The 16950-nt window shown below is 51.8% G+C and carries 14 protein-coding genes; all 14 read right to left on the bottom strand.

All coding sequences use genetic code 11. The features are described from left to right. Positions 1–139: 139 nt before the first annotated feature. A complete protein-coding gene (locus DBZ16_RS06820) occupies positions 140–2326 on the bottom strand; it encodes a polysaccharide biosynthesis tyrosine autokinase (protein WP_107813431.1) in 2187 nt (728 codons plus the stop codon). Between the two features lie 50 nt (positions 2327–2376). After that, positions 2377–2823 carry a protein tyrosine phosphatase gene (locus tag DBZ16_RS06815; protein ID WP_070497275.1) on the bottom strand — a complete coding sequence of 149 codons (447 nt, stop codon included), beginning with the start codon at positions 2821–2823 and terminating at the stop codon, positions 2377–2379. Between the two features lie 159 nt (positions 2824–2982). After that, positions 2983–4116, bottom strand: a complete 1134-nt coding sequence (locus tag DBZ16_RS06810) for a polysaccharide export protein (RefSeq protein ID WP_107813430.1) — start codon at positions 4114–4116, stop codon at positions 2983–2985. Between the two features lie 87 nt (positions 4117–4203). Beyond that, positions 4204–6096: a polysaccharide biosynthesis protein gene (locus DBZ16_RS06805; RefSeq protein ID WP_107813429.1), complete on the bottom strand. Its 1893-nt coding sequence runs from the start codon at positions 6094–6096 to the stop codon at positions 4204–4206. Between the two features lie 296 nt (positions 6097–6392). Then, positions 6393–7568, bottom strand: a complete 1176-nt coding sequence (locus DBZ16_RS06800; RefSeq protein ID WP_107813428.1) for a DegT/DnrJ/EryC1/StrS family aminotransferase — start codon at positions 7566–7568, stop codon at positions 6393–6395. Further along, positions 7561–8343 carry a formyltransferase family protein gene (locus DBZ16_RS06795; protein ID WP_016687195.1) on the bottom strand — a complete coding sequence of 261 codons (783 nt, stop codon included), beginning with the start codon at positions 8341–8343 and terminating at the stop codon, positions 7561–7563. Before DBZ16_RS06795 ends, DBZ16_RS06800 begins: the two co-directional genes overlap by 8 nt. A gap of 48 nt (positions 8344–8391) precedes the next feature. Further along, entirely contained in the window at positions 8392–9078 is a 687-nt protein-coding gene (locus tag DBZ16_RS06790; RefSeq protein ID WP_107813427.1) for an HAD family hydrolase, read from the bottom strand. Further along, positions 9065–10039, bottom strand: coding sequence for an ATP-grasp domain-containing protein (locus DBZ16_RS06785; RefSeq protein ID WP_107813426.1), 975 nt, complete (start codon positions 10037–10039; stop codon positions 9065–9067). Before DBZ16_RS06785 ends, DBZ16_RS06790 begins: the two co-directional genes overlap by 14 nt. Beyond that, positions 10026–10643: a sugar transferase gene (locus DBZ16_RS06780; RefSeq protein ID WP_107813425.1), complete on the bottom strand. Its 618-nt coding sequence runs from the start codon at positions 10641–10643 to the stop codon at positions 10026–10028. Before DBZ16_RS06780 ends, DBZ16_RS06785 begins: the two co-directional genes overlap by 14 nt. Further along, entirely contained in the window at positions 10636–11808 is a 1173-nt protein-coding gene (locus tag DBZ16_RS06775; RefSeq protein WP_107813424.1) for a glycosyltransferase, read from the bottom strand. Before DBZ16_RS06775 ends, DBZ16_RS06780 begins: the two co-directional genes overlap by 8 nt. Before the next feature lie 14 nt (positions 11809–11822). After that, positions 11823–12896, bottom strand: a complete 1074-nt coding sequence (locus tag DBZ16_RS06770; protein WP_107813423.1) for a glycosyltransferase family 4 protein — start codon at positions 12894–12896, stop codon at positions 11823–11825. A 13-nt stretch (positions 12897–12909) separates the two neighbouring features. Next, positions 12910–14187, bottom strand: coding sequence for an O-antigen ligase family protein (locus tag DBZ16_RS06765; protein WP_107813422.1), 1278 nt, complete (start codon positions 14185–14187; stop codon positions 12910–12912). Between the two features lie 15 nt (positions 14188–14202). After that, positions 14203–15375 carry a glycosyltransferase gene (locus DBZ16_RS06760; protein ID WP_107813421.1) on the bottom strand — a complete coding sequence of 391 codons (1173 nt, stop codon included), beginning with the start codon at positions 15373–15375 and terminating at the stop codon, positions 14203–14205. Between the two features lie 126 nt (positions 15376–15501). Beyond that, positions 15502–16935: a lipopolysaccharide biosynthesis protein gene (locus tag DBZ16_RS06755; RefSeq protein WP_107813420.1), complete on the bottom strand. Its 1434-nt coding sequence runs from the start codon at positions 16933–16935 to the stop codon at positions 15502–15504. Positions 16936–16950: the final 15 nt, after the last annotated feature.

The raw sequence follows: 16950 nt of genomic DNA, 5'->3' as shown, positions 1-16950 counted from the left end.
GTAATACGCCATTCTCTTGCTTAAGCACCAAAGAGGGTGATTTTTATCGCGTCTGTCGCAAGCGATGACAAAAGGTCGTCTGAAACTTGATTTTCAAGTTTCAGACGACCTTTTTAGCAGAAGAAAGGCTTATTCGACTTTAAGCTTTGTTTTCCGGCGTTTCTTTTTTAACCGGTTTCTTGCCATCCTGCGGGGAATGGTAAGCGTAGTAGTCATACATACTGTTGGCTTCACGCTTCATGCCGTTTAGGATGACGCCTTTGATATTGATCTTGTTCTGACGCAGACGATCAGCGCTGATCTCAAGCTCTCTGGTGGTGGTGTTGCCGTAGCGGCTGACCAGCAGAACCGTACCTGCATGTTGTCCAACGATGGTTGAATCGGTAACCGCGAGAACAGGCGGGGTGTCGATGATTACATAGTCGTAACGTTTTTGGGCGTGTGTCAGCAGTTCTGTGAAACGGCTGTCCATCAGCAGCTCGGACGGATTCTTAGGATAACCGCCGTTGCTGATGAGATGCAGGTTTTCAATGTGCGTCTCGCAGACGGCTTTGGCAGGGGAGGCATGGCCGGAAAGGATGTCTGCCAGACCGTATTCGGGTGTCAGTTTGAACAGTTGGTCCAAATAGCCTTTACGCATGTCGGTATCGATCAGCAACACGCGTTTGCCTGATTGTGCCATTACAGTGGCGAGGTTGGCGGAAATAAAGGATTTACCCGCTTCAGGAGCCGCGCCGGTAATCATGAGTACATTGTTGCGCGCATCCAGCATGGAGAAGTAGATGTTGGTGCGTAGGGCGCGGATGGCTTCGACGGCGACATCGGAGGCGTCTTCGTTTGCCAGCAGATAATTGGAGCGGCCGGTCAGAGACTTGAATTTGCGTTTCAGCAGGTCGCGTTTTTGCTGGGTTTTGGAGTAGGGAACAAGGGCAGCAACTTCGAGATTGAGGCTTTCAATCTCTTCAGATGACGTGATGCCTCGGCGCATACGACCTTGCAGCATGAACCACATGGAGGCGAGCGCGCCTGCGGCAAGCGCGCTTAATGCGGTAATAACGGCTTTGCGCGGGGCGATCGGTTTTTCCGGTGTGAAGGCATGGTCGACGACACGGACGTTGCCTTGCGCACTGGCTTTCATGATGTTGAGCTCTTGCTGTTTCGCCAAGAGTTGGACGTAGGTCGCTTGGTTGGTTTCTACGTCGCGGGTCAGGCGGATGACTTCCTGTTGGGTGTTGGGTAGACCGGCGATTTGCTGGTTGATTTTGCTCTTGGCACGTTCGAGGACAGCCAGTTTGTCCAAAACGGCTTTATAGGAAGGGTGTTCCGGAGTGTATAGTTCCGCCAAGCCTGCTTCTTCAGTTTTGAGCAGGGTGATTTGGGTTTCGATGCTGGTCAGGCTTTCAAGCGCACCTTTGGATTCAAGCGGGATGTCGAGCGAGCCGGCGCGTTCGCGGTAAGCATTGAGTTTGTTTTCTGCTTCTTGCAGAGTCTCTTTCAGATGAGGCAATTCTTCGCTGATAAACGCCAAACCGCTGGAGGCGACTTGAATGTCGCGTTCGCGGTTTTGCGCGACGTAGTTGTCGGCGATGCTGTTGAGGACGGCGCTGGTTTTTTTCGGATCAACATCGGTGTAGGCAAGATTGATGATGGGGCTGGTTTTGCCTTTGCTGATTACCGAGAGTTGGTTTTTGATGTTTTCGATGGCGCTGAGTTTGGAAAACTTGGTCAACTCGAAATTCTGCTCTGTTTCGGCAAGTATTTGGTCGACTTTCAGAACGGTTTCGTTATTGATTTTCAACGGAGTGCCGACGCGGCCTTCTTTGGCTGTGCCGTTCGGGAGCGTCAGGATATAGCTTTTGCTGTCTTTGACGGTCAGTTTGAAAGGTTTGTTGATCCATTCTTCGGACACGGTAAATGTACCGATTTTTAAAATCGGATCGTCGTTGCCGCTGAGGTTGTGAACCATGTTGCCGAAAACCGGGAAGTAGGTGGCTTTGACTTCTTGGTCAAGCTGAAGCTCGTCAACGGTTTTGCCTATGACCATGCGGGATTGGACCAATTCGATTTCGGCTTCGGAAGGCGCCGGCTCGTTGGAAAGCATGTTGTTGATTTCGGTCAGAATCTGGTTTTGTTTGGTTTCGATTTCCAACATCGCGTCGGCACGGTAAACGGGTGTGGATGCAAAGCTGAAAACGGCACCGAGCAAGCCGCCCGCAATCAATGCGGTGGCGATTTTGGATTTGTGCAGCCACAGATTGTGCAGTTGTTGACCGAAATCGATTTCGTCGTTGTTGGAGTATGCTGATGACGGATATTGTTTATACATCAGTAGGCTTTCTGTTTGGATTTAATTGATTGAATCCGGCAAAGTGAATGTTATGCCGGGGTTGGTCCGTTCAATTTTTCAGCCCAAGTTTCGGCTGCGCTTTGTATTTGTTGGAATACGGCTTCAAACATTTCGCTGCTTTGTTTGAACGGGTCGGGTATGTTTTTCTTGGGTAGCCATTGGGCGAGCAGGATGGTTTTCCCGCGCGCGGAAGGCAGGATATCGGCAACCATGTCGATATGCGCCGGCTCCATCACCAAAATCAGGTCTGCTGTATCGCACATTTCAGGGGTCAGCTGGCGGGCGGTGTGACCGGCAACGACTACGCCGTGCTTAAGGGCTGTTTTGATGGCTTGAAAGTCGGCATCTTTCCCCGCCAATGCATTGATGCCGGCGGAGCTGACGCGGAGTCCGGGCAGTTTCTTCTGCAAAATGCGCTCCGCTATCGGGGAGCGGCAGATATTGCCCATGCATACTACTAAAATATTTTGAAACATAAGAGAAGCGATATTTTTTTCTTGTGTATGGTCAAATCATTATAAAACGGTTTGCGGTCGGTATTTTGTCGGACTGAAAGGATTTTTTATACGTCATCAGACGATAAATAACTGACCCGCCGTTTTGCCTGACAGCAGGTGCTGTCAGGCGTCGTCAGGTTATTTGAAAGTGCTGTCGATAGCGTTGACGTTGCTGACGAAGCTGGTTAATTGCGACACTACGCGGTTCCAACGGGTAACCGGGGCGGCAGTCACATAAACAACGTCGTTCGGCCGCAGGTCGAAGTCGCTGCCCAAGGCGTAAGCGGTCGCGTCTTTCAGGTTGAGTTGGTAAATGTGGATAGGTTTGACCGCATCTTCAGGCGCACGGCGGATGACGAATACGCCGGTTGCGTCTGCCAAGGCTTGATTCATGCCGCCGGTTTCACCCAAGGCTTGAGTGAGGTTCAGACCGTGGTTGCCGATAGGCAGGGTGGCTTGGCGGCCGACTTCGCCCATAACGTACACTTTGCTGTTGCTGTTGTTCGGCACGTAAACGATGTCGCCGTTGCTTAAGAGGTGGTTTTGCGACATGTCGCCGTACTGCATGATGCTTTGCAGGGAAATGGTGCGGTCAACGCCGTTGTGCGTCCATTTGATGTGGTGGGTGTCGGCATTTTGCGCCACGCCGCCCGCTTGGTTGACGGCATCAAGGATGGTCATGGGGACGTTGGTAATCGGCAGTTGTCCGGCTTGTCCGACCGCCCCGGCAACAGATACGCGTTGCGAGCGGAATTCGGTTACGTTGATGGTAACTTGGGGATTTTTAAGATAACGTTTCAGACGACCTGTCAGGATGTTTTGCAGCTCGTCTATGGTTTTGCCTTGCGCTTGGATTTTGCCGACCAGCGGATAGGTGATGTAGCCGCCTTCGTCCACCCAGGCGCCGCGGCTGACTTGGTTGGTTTGCGGGTTGCTTTGTTGTACGGGTGAATTGAGGTCGTTATGCGCCCAGACCATGATGTTCAATACGTCGCCTTTGCCGATGTGGTAGCGGTAGGCGGCTTTGCTGCGCTCAAGCGCACCGTTGTTTTGTGACAACACTGGCGGTTTGCGCATTTTTTCAACGAGACCGAAGGTAATCGGATAAATCGCGACGCGTTTGTCGAATTTGGTGTCTGCGACGGTTTCGCCGTTTTCGTAAACGATGGTTTTGTTGCGTGTGTTGATGGTGGAGCCGGGGATGACGGTGTTGCTGTTACAGGCGGTCAGTGCCATCAGAGACAGGCTGATGAGGGCAAGCTGTTTTTTCATGTCGGTATCCTTGTCAGTCTTATCGGGGTCGTCTGAAAACTTTCAGACGACCTTTTTGTGGAATGTTTTGCTTTTTCGGTAGGGTGTTTAATGTGTCTGCTGCCAAACCAAATCGCAAATATCGTCTTTGGGATTAAAGCCGGCAGGGGCTTCGAGCAGCAGGGCGCGCAGGGTTTGTTGGTCTGAATTTGAGCACGCTAAGTCCATACGCATAATTATGTCATTTAATTGCGCCCATGGCAGCATTACTTCGCTGGCGGTCATAATTCGGGGATGAGTGGTTTTTTGTACTTCGTCTCCAATAAGCAACTCTTCGTAAAGTTTTTCGCCCGGACGCAGTCCTGTAATTTTAATTTCGATATCGCCGTCGGGATGTTGGGCATCTTTCAATTTCAGGCCGCTAAGCGTAATCATTTGTTTGGCTAAGTCAATGATTTTAACAGATTCGCCCATATCCAACACGAATACGTCGCCTCCTTTGCCCATTGCGCCCGCTTGAATGACGAGTTGGGCGGCTTCTGGGATGGTCATGAAGTAGCGGGTGATGTCTTGGTGGGTCAGAGTGATGGGGCCGCCTTCGGCGATTTGTTTTTCAAATACCGGCACGACGGAGCCTGAGGAGCCTAAAACGTTGCCAAAGCGTACCATACAGAAGCGGGTATATTGGTTGGGTTCGGCGGCGAGTGCCTGCAGGCAGAGTTCCGCCATACGTTTGCTGGCGCCCATGGTGTTGGTCGGGCGCACGGCTTTGTCGGTTGAGATAAGCACGAAGGTGCTGACGCCGGATTCGACGGCGGCTTGGGCGCACAAGAGCGTACCGAAGACGTTGTTGCGTATGCCTTCGACAGTGTTGAACTCGACCATGGGGACATGTTTGTAGGCGGCGGCGTGATAGACGGTTTCAACGCCGTACGCGGTCATGATGTTGATCAGGCGTTCTTTGTTTTGTACGGAACCAAGCAGGGGCACAACTTCGATTTGACTGCCGGCGGCTGCCTGAGTTTCGCGCAATTCTTTGTCTATGCTGTACAGGGAGAACTCGGACAATTCGAACAGCAGTAATTTGGACGGGCGGCATTTCAAGATTTGGCGGCAGAGTTCGGAGCCGATGGAACCGCCCGCCCCCGTCACCATGACGGTTTTGTCGGTAATGTCCGCGCCCATGAGTTCGGGGCGTGGGGCTACCGGGTCGCGGCCGAGCAAATCGACGACGGAGATTTTTTTCAGCGCGCTGACTTTGATTTTACCGTCCACCAAGTCTTTCATGCCCGGAATGGTCAGCACTTCGCATTTGTATTGTTCCAGATTTTGGATGATGCGGCGGCGTTCTTCCTGAGTGGAGCTGGGGATGGCGAGCAGGATTTTTTCGACGCCGTAGCGGTCGATGAGCGATTGGATGTCGTCAGGACCATAGACGGTAAGGTCGTAGATGACGGTGCGGCGGATTTTGGGGTTGTCGTCAACAAAGGCGACGGCGGAATATTCGTTGACCTGTTTGATGGCTTCCAACAGTTGGCGGCCGGATTGTCCTGCGCCGTAAATGATGACGGGCGCCATTTGTTTTTTGTGCCGGTCGGTCAGGATGGCGCGCAGAATCATGCGAGAACTGGTGATACAGACGACCAGCAACAAGAAATAAACGACAGGCAGGGCAAGGTGTAGCTTACGTTCGAAAACCAAGGTGGTCAGGCAGAACAAGACGGCTGAAATCAGGCTGCCGAATGCGGCGGCGGTCAGGACACGGGTGCTGACGAAGCGGGTAACGGCGCGGTACAGCCCCAGTCTGACGAACAGGGCGATGGTCAGTATGGCGGTCGAGCCGAACGCCAGCCAGTTTGCCAGACTTGCCCATTCGTCGGAGTATTGGGCTCGGAGGCTTTGCGCAAACCAAAAGGCGATAAAAATCATCAAAACGTCGTGGATGACGAAGAAGGTTTTTTTGACGTTGCGGGGCAGGGATAACAGGGTTTCCAAATTCATTTTGGTATGTTCTGAATAATGTTGTGGGTGGGTTTCAGACGACCTCGGTCATGCAAAGGTCGTCTGAAAAGACGTTTGTTGCTACGGAGCATTGGTTTTCCGTATGTGTCGGCTGTTTGCCGATTCCCTTTTTTATAGTGGATTAACTTTAAACCAGTACGGCGTTGCCTCGCCTTGCCGTACTATCTATACTGTCTGCGGCTTCGTTGCCTTGTCCTGATTTTTGTTAATCCACTATATTCGGCTGAAGCGGTAAACCGCCGCCGTCCCGATGATACGGGCGCGGCGGTTTTACTTTATGCCGTGGCTTCTGCCAACACAGCTTCGATGTGTTCTTTGCAGAACGCGATTTCGCCGTCGGTCAGTGTCGGATGCACCAAGAACATCAGGCTGGTGTCGCCCAGTTCGACGGCGTTTTTCAGCCGATCTTTGGGCCGCCATGGTGTGTTGTCGAAGGCTTTTTCCAAATAGACTTCGGAGCAGCTGCCTTGATAACAGGGGACTTTGCGCGCGTTCAGTTCGTTGACGATGCGGTCGCGTGTCCAGCCGTCTTTGAGGTGTTCGGGTTTGACGAAGGCGTAGAACTTGTATTGCGCGTGTTCGATGTAGTCGGCGACTTTAATCAGACGGATGCTGGCGAACTTGCCCAAACTTTCTGCCAGCTTGGCGGCGTGCGCTTGGCGGCGTGCCGTCCATTCGGGCATACGTTTGAGCTGGATGCGGCCGATGACTGCCTGCATTTCCATCATGCGCCAGTTAGTGCCGAAACTTTCGTGCAGCCAGCGGAAGCCGGGGGCGTGTTCGCGGTGGTACACGGCGTCATAGCTTTTGCCGTGGTCTTTGTACGACCACATTTTGCTCCACAGCTCTTTGTCGTTGGTGGTCACCATGCCGCCTTCGCCGCCGGTGGTCATGATTTTGTCTTGGCAGAACGACCATGCACCGACGTGTCCGATGGAACCGACGGATTTGCCTTTGTATTTCGCGCCGTGCGCTTGGGCGCAGTCTTCGATAACCCACAAATCATGTTCTTTTGCCAAATCCATGATGCCGTCCATTTCGGCGGGCATACCGGCAAGGTGGACGACGATGATGGCTTTGGTATTCGGCGTCAGCGCCGCTTTGATGGTTTCTGCACTGATGTTTTGGCTGTTCAAATCCACGTCGGCAAACACGGGGTTTGCGCCCGCGGTAACGATGCAGGAAGCGGAGGCGAGGAAGGTGCGCGAGGTAACGATGACGTCGTCGCCTGCGCCGATGCCCATTGCCTTAAGCGCGACATCAAGCGCCAGTGTGCCGTTGGAAAGGGCGACGGCGTATTGCGTGCCGGCGAAGGCGGCGAATTCCTTTTCAAATTCGCGGCATTCGGTACCCGTCCAGTAGTTGACTTTGTTGGACAGCAGGACTTTGGAAATGGCATCGGCTTCTTCTTGGGTGAAGCTCGGCCACGGGGAGAGGGATGTGTTAAGCATTGGCTTTTCCTGCGAAAAGGCTGGTGGAGTCTTTGGGGGCGACTTCTTCCAGCAGTTGGCGGTTGATCAAGGTGTATTTTTGACCGTCGATTTCGACGTATGCACCGTCGTAAGGCGGGAACCAGAACGCGCGGATTTTTTTCTCCACATCGTCGCCGTCGCGGATTTGCTTCATGGCTTCCATCTCGTCGCGGCTGACGTAGCGGCCGCCGATGTTGGGCGTGGTCGGCAGTTTGGCTTGCGCTTCGATGGCGCGGGCGATGATGCGTTGTGCGAACGGCTCCAATGCCTGCATGGTTTTGCGTTCGAGCGATTGGGCGGTTTCGGCGGCAGGGTCAATGGGGAAACGGTCCACTTCGATGATTTCGCCGGTGTCGATGGATGCATCGACGTAGTGGGCGGTGCTGCCCCACTCGGACAATTCGTCCATGATGGCGAGGTTGTAGCCGCCCGTGCCTTTGTATTCGGGCAACAGGGCAGGATGGAAGTTGATCGTACCCAAGCGCGGGATAGTCAGGAATTCGTCGCGTAGTTTGCGCCAGTAGAGTACGGACAAGCCCAAATCGTATTTCAGACGACCTTCCTTCATCGCTTCCAAGGCGGTATCGAAAGTGTAGAGCGGCAAGCCCAATTCCTTGGCGGCGGCGGTCGTCGGCGAGCCTTGCAGGTGGCTGTCGGTCAGAACGCCGACGATTTCGATGCCGTCTTGTGAGGATAAGAGTCGGAGTAGGTTGGCGGAAAGCCGTTTACGTCCCATGAATAATATTTTCGTCATGAAATAGTCCTTTTTAGTATCGTGAGTGTACGTTTGATTATGTAATGTTTAAATGCTTGAATTGCCCAAAGATGCTAAATCTTGAAGGGAGTCAATCCAAAAGTTGGGATGATATTCTGTGTTAAAACTTTCAGGCTGATGGCGGTGGATGTTTTGTCCGGAGGGACGCAATCCTATGGTTATCCAGCCTAAAGCGTTCGGCGTGATGAAGTCTTTGGAAATGTTGTCGCCGATATAGATGAAGCAGTCTGCCTTTTCGGCATATTTGTCTTGTAGATGGCGGAAGCGTTTGCCGTCTGGCTTTTCCGAAGCGCAGGCTTCGGAGACGAGGATGTCGTCAAACAGGGAAGACAGCCCCAAGGCTTCCAGTTTCAGACGTTGGGTCAGGCTTCTGCCATCGGTAATCAGTGCGCGTGCGGCGAAAGGCGCGGTCAGTTCGTACAGGAAATCCGGCGAGACATACGGCGTCAGCGTCGGGCGGTGCAGCCTGTATTGCCATAGAAGAACCTGTTTCTCCGATTCGTTGAAACCGCAGTGGCGGCACAACTTGTCCAGCCAGTTTTTGCCGTCGGGGTCGATGCTGCGCCATAGGTCGTCTGAATTCCAATCGGGATACAGGGCGACAACGGTATCGACGACCGCACGAATACCGGACAGCTTGTATTCGTATTCCGAATACAGGGTATCGTCCAAGTCGAAGACAATGACGGCGGTTTCGGGATTAATCGTTTTCATGAACCAAGACCTTGGCATCGTAGCGCAGCATGATGAGGTTGTTTTCCCAGTCGTCTGAAAACGGGATTTCTCCGTCGCCGAGATATTCGCGCATCAGCCAGCCCGGATAATTGCCGCCTGCGGCATACGTCAGTGGGAAGCCGCCGCCGAAGCGCGGGTTGATTTCCACGCCGTAGAATTCGCCGGTTTCTTCGTTGCAGAAGAATTGCGCCGTGATGCAGCCGCGCGCGCCTTCCAATACCGCCATTTTTTCCAGCAGCGTTTGGTAGAGGCTGTTTTTGCGGGTAACGCCTTTGCTGACTTCGCCGGAGCGCACTTCCAAGCGTTTTCGCGGGATGGCGCATTTCAGACGACCTTCATGGTCGTAATACATATCGACGGTAAACTCGGCAAATTCGTTTTCGATGTCGATAAGTTCGCAGAACATCAGTTTGGGGTCGTCCACGATTTCAGGCGTCAGGCAGGCAGGTGTGTCGATTCTTTTGGCACCGATGGCGCGGCTGCCGTCGTAAGGCTTGGCGAAGCAAGGGAAAACCAATTTTTCGCGGTCGTAAATTTTGGGCGAGCGTATGCCGTAGCGGGCAAACAGGTCGGCGGTTTTCCGTTTGTCGCGGCATTGCGCGATGAAGTCCGAATCGGAAACGACGATGTGGATACCTGCCGCTTCGAAGCGTTCGCGTTCGTCTGCCAGCTTTTGCAGTTCGGTGTCTATGGTGGGGATGATTAAACCGATGTTTTCGCGTACCGCCAGCTTGAAAATACTGTCGATATACGAATCGTCATTAATCAACGGCACTTCAAACGAACCGTCTGAAACGTGGCAGGCGGAAGACATACGCGGCACCAAATCCGTCGTCAAAATCTTGACGTCGTCTGAAAACTTGGCGGCTTCGGTTTGAAAATCCTGTACCAATTCGACGCGCCTTCCCGCGGAAAGGATAAGTACGTTATTTTTTCGCATCAGTGTCATTTCCTGTGAAATAGGGCATGGTGGCTTCTCCCTCTGCCGAAATACCTTCTTTGATAAAGACTTTTTTGACTGTCAAAAACAGGATTTTCATATCCAGCCAAAAACTGTAATGGTCGATATACCAAATATCGTGTGCGAACTTTTCGTCCCACGAAAGCGCGTTGCGCCCGTTGACCTGCGCCCAACCCGTTACGCCCGGTCTCATTTCGTGGCGGCGGTTTTGAAATTCGTTGTAAAGCGGCAGGTAGCTCATCAAAAGCGGTCGCGGACCGACCAAGCTCATATCTCCTTTTAGAACGTTCCAAAGTTCAGGAAGTTCGTCCAAGCTCGTCGCGCGCAGTTTCTTGCCGAAAGGGGTCAACCGCTCGCTGTCGGGCAGTGGGTTGCCGTCTTTATCGACTGCATCGCGCATGGAACGGAATTTAATCATTTTGAACGGTTTGCCGTCTTTGCCCGGCCGCTCTTGGGTGAAGAATACCGGTTCGCCCAAGTTTTTGCGGATGAGGTAGATTAAAATCAAAAATACGGGCGAGAGGAAAATCAGTCCCGAGGCGGAGGCGACAATGTCAAACAGGCGTTTGAAGAATTTACTCATGGGCTAATCTTTCAATCAGGTTGACGATTTTTTGATACGCCACGTCGCGCTTGAAGCAGCGGACGATTTCGTCGGATTGAACGGGGTCGTTTTTGCGTGCCAGAATGTCTTTGGCGGCTTGGACGAAGCTGTCCACGTCGCCGGAGCGGTAGTCCGCGTGCGGCAGCAGGGTGAGGACTTCGGCAACTTCGTCGTTGACCTGGCTGTTTAAAATCGGTTTTTGCAATGCCATGTAGTCGGAAAGTTTGTTGGTAATCGACTGCATGGCGTAGGAATGGATGGCGTTGACGGAGATGTCACAACCTTTGGCGACCGACATCATTTCGGCGTAGGGGATGTAGCCGTAAAACCGGATGCCCTCGCAGGCGTATTGTTTGAGCCTGTCCAAATCAGGGCCGCCGCCCATGATGTGCAGCTCTACATTTTCGCCGTCGTCCAACAGTTTCCGAACGCCTTTGCACACGGTTTCCACGTCATAGCTGTAACTGAGCGTACCCAAGTAGAAGAAACGGGTTTTGTCGTCGCCGAAGTCTTTTGCCGGCGCGGCATCGAGTTTCGGAAAATCCGCGCCGATATAGACGACTTCGCCGGGCACGTTCGGATTGGCTTCTTTGGCGCGGTCGAGGTAGGTCTGCGATACGGCGACCAGCGCGTCGGCGTAACGGTAGGCACGGTTGGCGCGGGAGGAGAAGGGGAGCAGATTGTGCGGGATTTTTTTCAAAAACGGCACGACCGAGGAGAAAGACTCCGGCCATACGTCCTGCACGTCGATAATCAGCTTGTAGCCCAAACGCGCTTTGTGTTCGCCCAAAAGCAGGTTGGTGGCGATCAGCGGATAGGCGGAAAAGACGACGTCTTGCTCGCCCGGACGGCAGTTGTTCAGCCATTGCTCAAAATGTTTGACGAACACATGATGGCTTTTGACTCGGTCCAGCGAGACGTTTTTGCCGTAGCCGCTCTCTTCCAGCAGCATGACTTTCAGACGACCTTGCGAGGCAGATTCGGCATCTTCAGGTCGTCTGAAAGATTTGTCGTAGTGTTTGAAATTGCTGGTAATCAGCAGTACGTCATGAGACTGCGACAACAGCTCGGCAAGATACCAGAAGCGGTTGAAATGCGGCTCGGACGGCAGCGAACAATAAGGTGCGACGATGGTAATGTTCATATTTTCAGACGACCTCACATATCGTAAGCGGCCATTGTGGTGCGATAGATTTCATCATCGGAACACAAGGTCTCAACGTGTTTATGCAGGGCTTTGCCCATTTTTTCGCGCAATTCGGGCTGCTTGATGAGTTGATCGACGGCTTCGATAAAGGCTTCGTCTTCGCCGAAGGGGAAACAGTATCCGGTTTCGCCGGTAATGACCATTTCGGAAATGCCGCCCATGTTGTAGGTGACGACGGGCGTGTCGTAGAGGCCGGCTTCAAGGATGTTGTTGCCGACGCCTGCGCCGTGGTCGCCGATACAGTGCGGCGTGTTCACCAAAATATCCACGTCTTTGAAATAGCCGGTCAAATCGCGCACGCCGCCGAGAAAGGTGACTTTGTCGTCTATGCCCAGACGCTTCGCTTGCGCTTTCAGATTGTCCATCTCTTCGCCTATGCCCGCCACGTTGAGGCGCACGGGCATATTGCGGTCAACCATTTTCTTAAAGATGTCCAGCATCACATGCACGGCGCGGACGGTATCCAAACGCGACAGCGTACCGAGCATGACGTAGTCTTTGGCGGTTTTTTCAGGAACGTAATCGGTTTTGTGCAAAGCATTGTAGGTGTAGGTGATGCGGTTGGCAGGGAAGCCGTGGCGGATGAGTTTTTCCTGTTCGTGTCTGCAGTTGCCGATGATATATACGCCCAGCTTGTCGAAAAGTTTGGCGATTTTCGGATAGGTTTCCGCTTCCAAACCGCGCGCGTGGTAGAACACTTTGGTTTTCGGCGAAGAGATTTTCGCCGTGATGGCACAAGCGGGAACGATACGTGCCATTTGGCAGTGGACGATGTCGGGTTTTTCCTGTTTCAACATCTTCATGTAGGCGAACATGCCCTTGATGTAGCCCAAGATGCCGCCCTGATAAAAATCAATAGGACGCCATTGGATACCCAAGGCTTGGGCTTCTTTGATGAGCGGGCCATCGGAAGAGGCAAGGACGACCTCGTGGCCACGCTGCCTGAGCAACCGTCCTAAGCGGAAGGTCGCGTTTTCAGTGCCGCCGAGGCCGGACATGGAAGTAGTCAAAACAATTTTTTTCATAACGTGTTTTCTATCAAGGGGTGTATCGGTACGCGTTATACGCTGTATTGCGCTGCGGCAGGACGCTGTACAGGAAAATCAAAAAGCAGGGCAGCCAGATGAAGGGCATACGCAAAATGGTGGACGGGATAAAACCCGCCAAAATAAACAGACCGATTGCCGCCAAGCCGATGGCTTTTTGTTTGTTTCGCAGGTTTTGGCTTAAAAAGACGTTCATTGCATACCAAATGATGTAGCAGATGAAGCCGATTAAGGAAATGATGCCGAAGCCCAAATACAGTTCGATGATGAAGCTGTGCGGATTTTCAAAACCAAGACTGTCGCTCAAATGCCCACCGAAGTATTCCTGAAAGTTTTTAGGACCGTAGCCGTAAAGCAAAAGCGGCGGATTGCTCCAGAAGTAGTTGTAAATTTCTTGGCGGTAGCCGACCGAGTTGTCACTCTCCAAATTGAACAGGAACAAATACAGGCGGGAAGAAATGTTTTCCAAAAAGACGTTGCTGTTCATTGAAAGCAGAAAGTCGGCAATGTATTGCTTCGGAATCATCGACAAAATCGCGCCTGCAACGCCGACGGTCAGCAGGGAGAACAGTCCGTTATTGCGGTAAATCAGGTTCAATAAGAACAAAATGATGTAACACATCGTCGCCGTGCGTGACGCACTGGCAAAAATAATCGCACCCAAACTCAAAAACAAAATCCAGCCGAACAGATGTTCTCTTTTGCTGACGCCAATATTGAAAAATATCAAAACGGCAGGGGCGAAGCAGAGGGCGGTCGTACCCAAGTTGTTGGGGTTGAAGAAAAAGCCTTTAATAATACCTGCTTCAATCGCCAAAATTTCGTTTGAGTTGACAAACTGTGTGCCGGTCAATACTTCGATCACGGGCGGAATAATGATAAAGGCGCAAAAGAAAATCAACAGCCTGCGTATGAAGCGCAAAGGGTTTTCGTGTCGGCTCAAAATCAGATACAGCAAGTAAAACAAACCGGCAACCGACAGGAAGAAAAAGCTATCCATGACCCTCACCGAATCCATCGGCGTGATGAGCAAGTGGATGGCACTCCAACCGGTCATCAGTCCGACAGCCACCAGCATGAGTCCTACCTTGCTGTTGAACGTTTTGTTTTCAATGAAGAAAATCAGCAGGGTGACAGGCGTCAGCAGGAGGGTTAGCGGATTGTCGATACGCGGAATCCCCAGTTTATACGACAGCATCGGTCCCAACATGTAGGCGGTAACCATCGTATAAAACATAGTAATGTATAAGTTTTGTTTTTTAATTTTCACGTTGCTTCCTGAAATTTAGGTCGTTCCAAGAGCTTTATTATATGCAGAAATGATTTGTTCGGTAACAGGACGCTCTCCAAATTCTTTCAGACAGTTTTCGCGCAACAGGCGCGGGAGGTATTTTTTTCGGTTTCGATAGAGTGAGATAAGCGCCTCTGTCAGCGATTTTTGGTCTTCGACGTCAACCAAAAGCCCATTGGATGGATTGACGATAGTCTCGGGACCGCCACAGCGCGTCGCGATAACAGGCAATCCTTGCGCCAAAGCCTCGATGAACACGACGCCGAAAGTTTCGTGGCGGCTTGCCAATACGAAAGCATCGCTGTGATGCATCAAATCCAAGACTTCTTCGTTTTTCAGACGACCTTCAAAGATAACGTTGTCTTCCAAACCCAAATCTTTTGCCAAACGGTGCAACTTGAATTCTTCGTAGCCGCCCCCACCGATTTTCAGCTTCAGGTTCGGGTAGGCTTTGACTGCTTCGGCAAAGGCGGGCAGCAGGATGTCGTAGCCTTTTTTATGTTGCAGGTGTGCGACCGAGCAGAAGGTGAAGTCTTCGTTGGCAGGTTTGTCGGCAAGGTCTATCGGCGCTTCAAAGCTGGCGGACAGGATATTGGGAACATATTGCCACTCCAATCCTTGATATTCTTCCTTCAGTAGTTCGGCAAAGTCGCGGCTGACGGCCAAGCGGCCGGCGGCGTTTTGGGCAGCTTCATACATCAGCGGGCGCTGCCAGTCGCGGATGAGTTTGCGGGCGTAGGTGGTACTGTGTTCGGTGATGACATACGGGATGCCGGTTGCTTTGTGGATCTCGTAAGCAATAATGCCGCCGCTGTTGACGCAGTGTGCGTGCAGGACGTCGGGCATGCCGTGGTCTGTAACGTATTGGCGGAACAGTTTCATACTGGCGGCGATTTCCCGTTTTCGGTCGATATACGGAATGCGCGGGAAGAAAAACATGCTGTCGTACACATAAGTCGGTACGTCTTTGTCGATGTAGGTCCTTATTCCGTAATTTTTCGGGTTGAACGCAGTTTTCGCCTGGGTTCTGAACGAACGGAATATCGGTGCGATAACGCCCACTTTGACTCCGGACCTTTGCAAGGCTTGTGCCTGCAGGCGGAAGAAGATTCCGTTGACGTCGTCCGGAGTGGATGGATACCAAGAAGGAATGATTAATGTATGCATGATAATACCTGTGTCAGATGTGTCAGCGTACAAGCCGCATAGGTTGCGGACAGAGCACAAAATCAAAGATTCTCGGTGAGTAAGCGTTTTGTGGCGACAGAATCAAAACTGCGCGCGATATGGTTGTTATTGTGTTGAATGTTTTTTATTCAGACGACCTTTCACTGCCGATAAAGCTGAAGAAAGTTGCGTTTTGTATTTCAAAGTCAGGGCAATCAAACCTGCCAGCCAGATTAAAGCAAAAATGTAATAGTTTCCGGTGTTGCCGAAGTAGGTATAGCTCAGGCACAAAATCAGGCAGAGTGCGGTGTGGGTATAAATTTTCCGGCAGGGCAGCTTCTGCCACATCCTTGAAGACAATTCGGTCTTAATGAGCATAAACACCCAAAAAGAAGTCGCACTCGCCATTGCGGCGCCCCGTGCGCCCAAGAGCGGAACCAGCCAATACAGCAGGCCGAAGTTCAGCAGGAATGCCGCAATATTGACTGCAGTAATCAGCCAGGTTTTTTTGACGACGTTCAAGCCGATGCCGGTCACTTCCGTCAGCGTATAAAACAAAGGAAACATCATGCACGACAGTAAAATAAACTGTACCGCTGCATATTCCCCGGGAAGAATCCAAGTGACCACCGGCGAAAAAATACCGATAAAGCAAACCATCGCGCTGATGAGCGCAGTCATCGACAGGGTAATGCCGCCGATTTTGTCGAGGTTGGTGTTGTCCTCAACCCATTTGAACACCAATGGCGCCCATATGGTTGAGAATACGCTTTGGAAAATCAGGGCGACAGCGCCGAAGCTGACCGCCATCGAGTAAATACCCAGTTGCTCCAAACTTGCCATTTCTTTCAAAACAAAACGGTCGATAGAAGTCAGTCCCCAGTAGGCGAGATTGCCGAAGGCTAAAGGTAGTCCGTATTGCAACCCCATTTTGTGCAGCTTTGCCGACCAAGGCGAACGGATGGCGGCGGTCAAATCGGTTCGGGTTTGGTAGATTAATACGGCGACGGTCAGTATTTGGGCAACGGTATAGGCAAAGACCAAGCTGGTGGTGTGGGTGGGGATGCCGATTAGGATGAAGAGCAAAACCAAAACCAAAATCAGGAATTTCGGTGTCAGCTGGCTGAGCGAGAAAGCAATTGCCTTTTCCTGCATCCGTAGGATAAGCGAGAAAAAGCGGGTAAACAGGGTGGTCAGTAAGAAGACCAAAAACAGAATACCCAGTTTGGCATTGTTCAAGTCAAAAATGATTTCAGACGACCAAGAGGGATTCCACAAAAGTATCAGCAATACCCCGACAATACTCAAAACAAACGGAGACAGGCTGAAGGATTTGAACAGCGCAGCTTTGTCTTCTGCAGCGTAGTATTCGCGGATATACGCCTGATCCAAACCCAGCCCCAAAATCAGGATGGTCAGAGCGGATATGGTTTGCAGTAAGACGATACGGCCGATGTCTTCCGCAGGGTAGTACCATGAAATCAGCGGAAGCGAGAGGATGCCGAAAGCCGCGCTGCCTATCGGGCCTAAGGCATAGCCGAGTATTTTTTTTATATTCATAAATAGGTGGGGTTT

This window comes from Neisseria sicca (genome assembly GCF_003044565.1).
GTDB classification, from domain to species: Bacteria; Pseudomonadota; Gammaproteobacteria; order Burkholderiales; family Neisseriaceae; genus Neisseria; species Neisseria sicca_A.
This window is presented reverse-complemented; position numbering and strand designations above follow the sequence as displayed.

Bases quoted from the DNA above. Each gene is read 5' to 3' on its own strand.
- DBZ16_RS06820 (WP_107813431.1), bottom strand. From the start codon at position 2,326: ATGTATAAACAATATCCGTCATCAGCATACTCCAACAACGACGAAATC.
- DBZ16_RS06815 (WP_070497275.1), bottom strand. From the start codon at position 2,823: ATGTTTCAAAATATTTTAGTAGTATGCATGGGCAATATCTGCCGCTCC.
- DBZ16_RS06810 (WP_107813430.1), bottom strand. From the start codon at position 4,116: ATGAAAAAACAGCTTGCCCTCATCAGCCTGTCTCTGATGGCACTGACC.
- DBZ16_RS06805 (WP_107813429.1), bottom strand. From the start codon at position 6,096: ATGAATTTGGAAACCCTGTTATCCCTGCCCCGCAACGTCAAAAAAACC.
- DBZ16_RS06800 (WP_107813428.1), bottom strand. From the start codon at position 7,568: ATGCTTAACACATCCCTCTCCCCGTGGCCGAGCTTCACCCAAGAAGAA.
- DBZ16_RS06795 (WP_016687195.1), bottom strand. From the start codon at position 8,343: ATGACGAAAATATTATTCATGGGACGTAAACGGCTTTCCGCCAACCTA.
- DBZ16_RS06790 (WP_107813427.1), bottom strand. From the start codon at position 9,078: ATGAAAACGATTAATCCCGAAACCGCCGTCATTGTCTTCGACTTGGAC.
- DBZ16_RS06785 (WP_107813426.1), bottom strand. From the start codon at position 10,039: ATGCGAAAAAATAACGTACTTATCCTTTCCGCGGGAAGGCGCGTCGAA.
- DBZ16_RS06780 (WP_107813425.1), bottom strand. From the start codon at position 10,643: ATGAGTAAATTCTTCAAACGCCTGTTTGACATTGTCGCCTCCGCCTCG.
- DBZ16_RS06775 (WP_107813424.1), bottom strand. From the start codon at position 11,808: ATGAACATTACCATCGTCGCACCTTATTGTTCGCTGCCGTCCGAGCCG.
- DBZ16_RS06770 (WP_107813423.1), bottom strand. From the start codon at position 12,896: ATGAAAAAAATTGTTTTGACTACTTCCATGTCCGGCCTCGGCGGCACT.
- DBZ16_RS06760 (WP_107813421.1), bottom strand. From the start codon at position 15,375: ATGCATACATTAATCATTCCTTCTTGGTATCCATCCACTCCGGACGAC.
- DBZ16_RS06755 (WP_107813420.1), bottom strand. From the start codon at position 16,935: ATGAATATAAAAAAAATACTCGGCTATGCCTTAGGCCCGATAGGCAGC.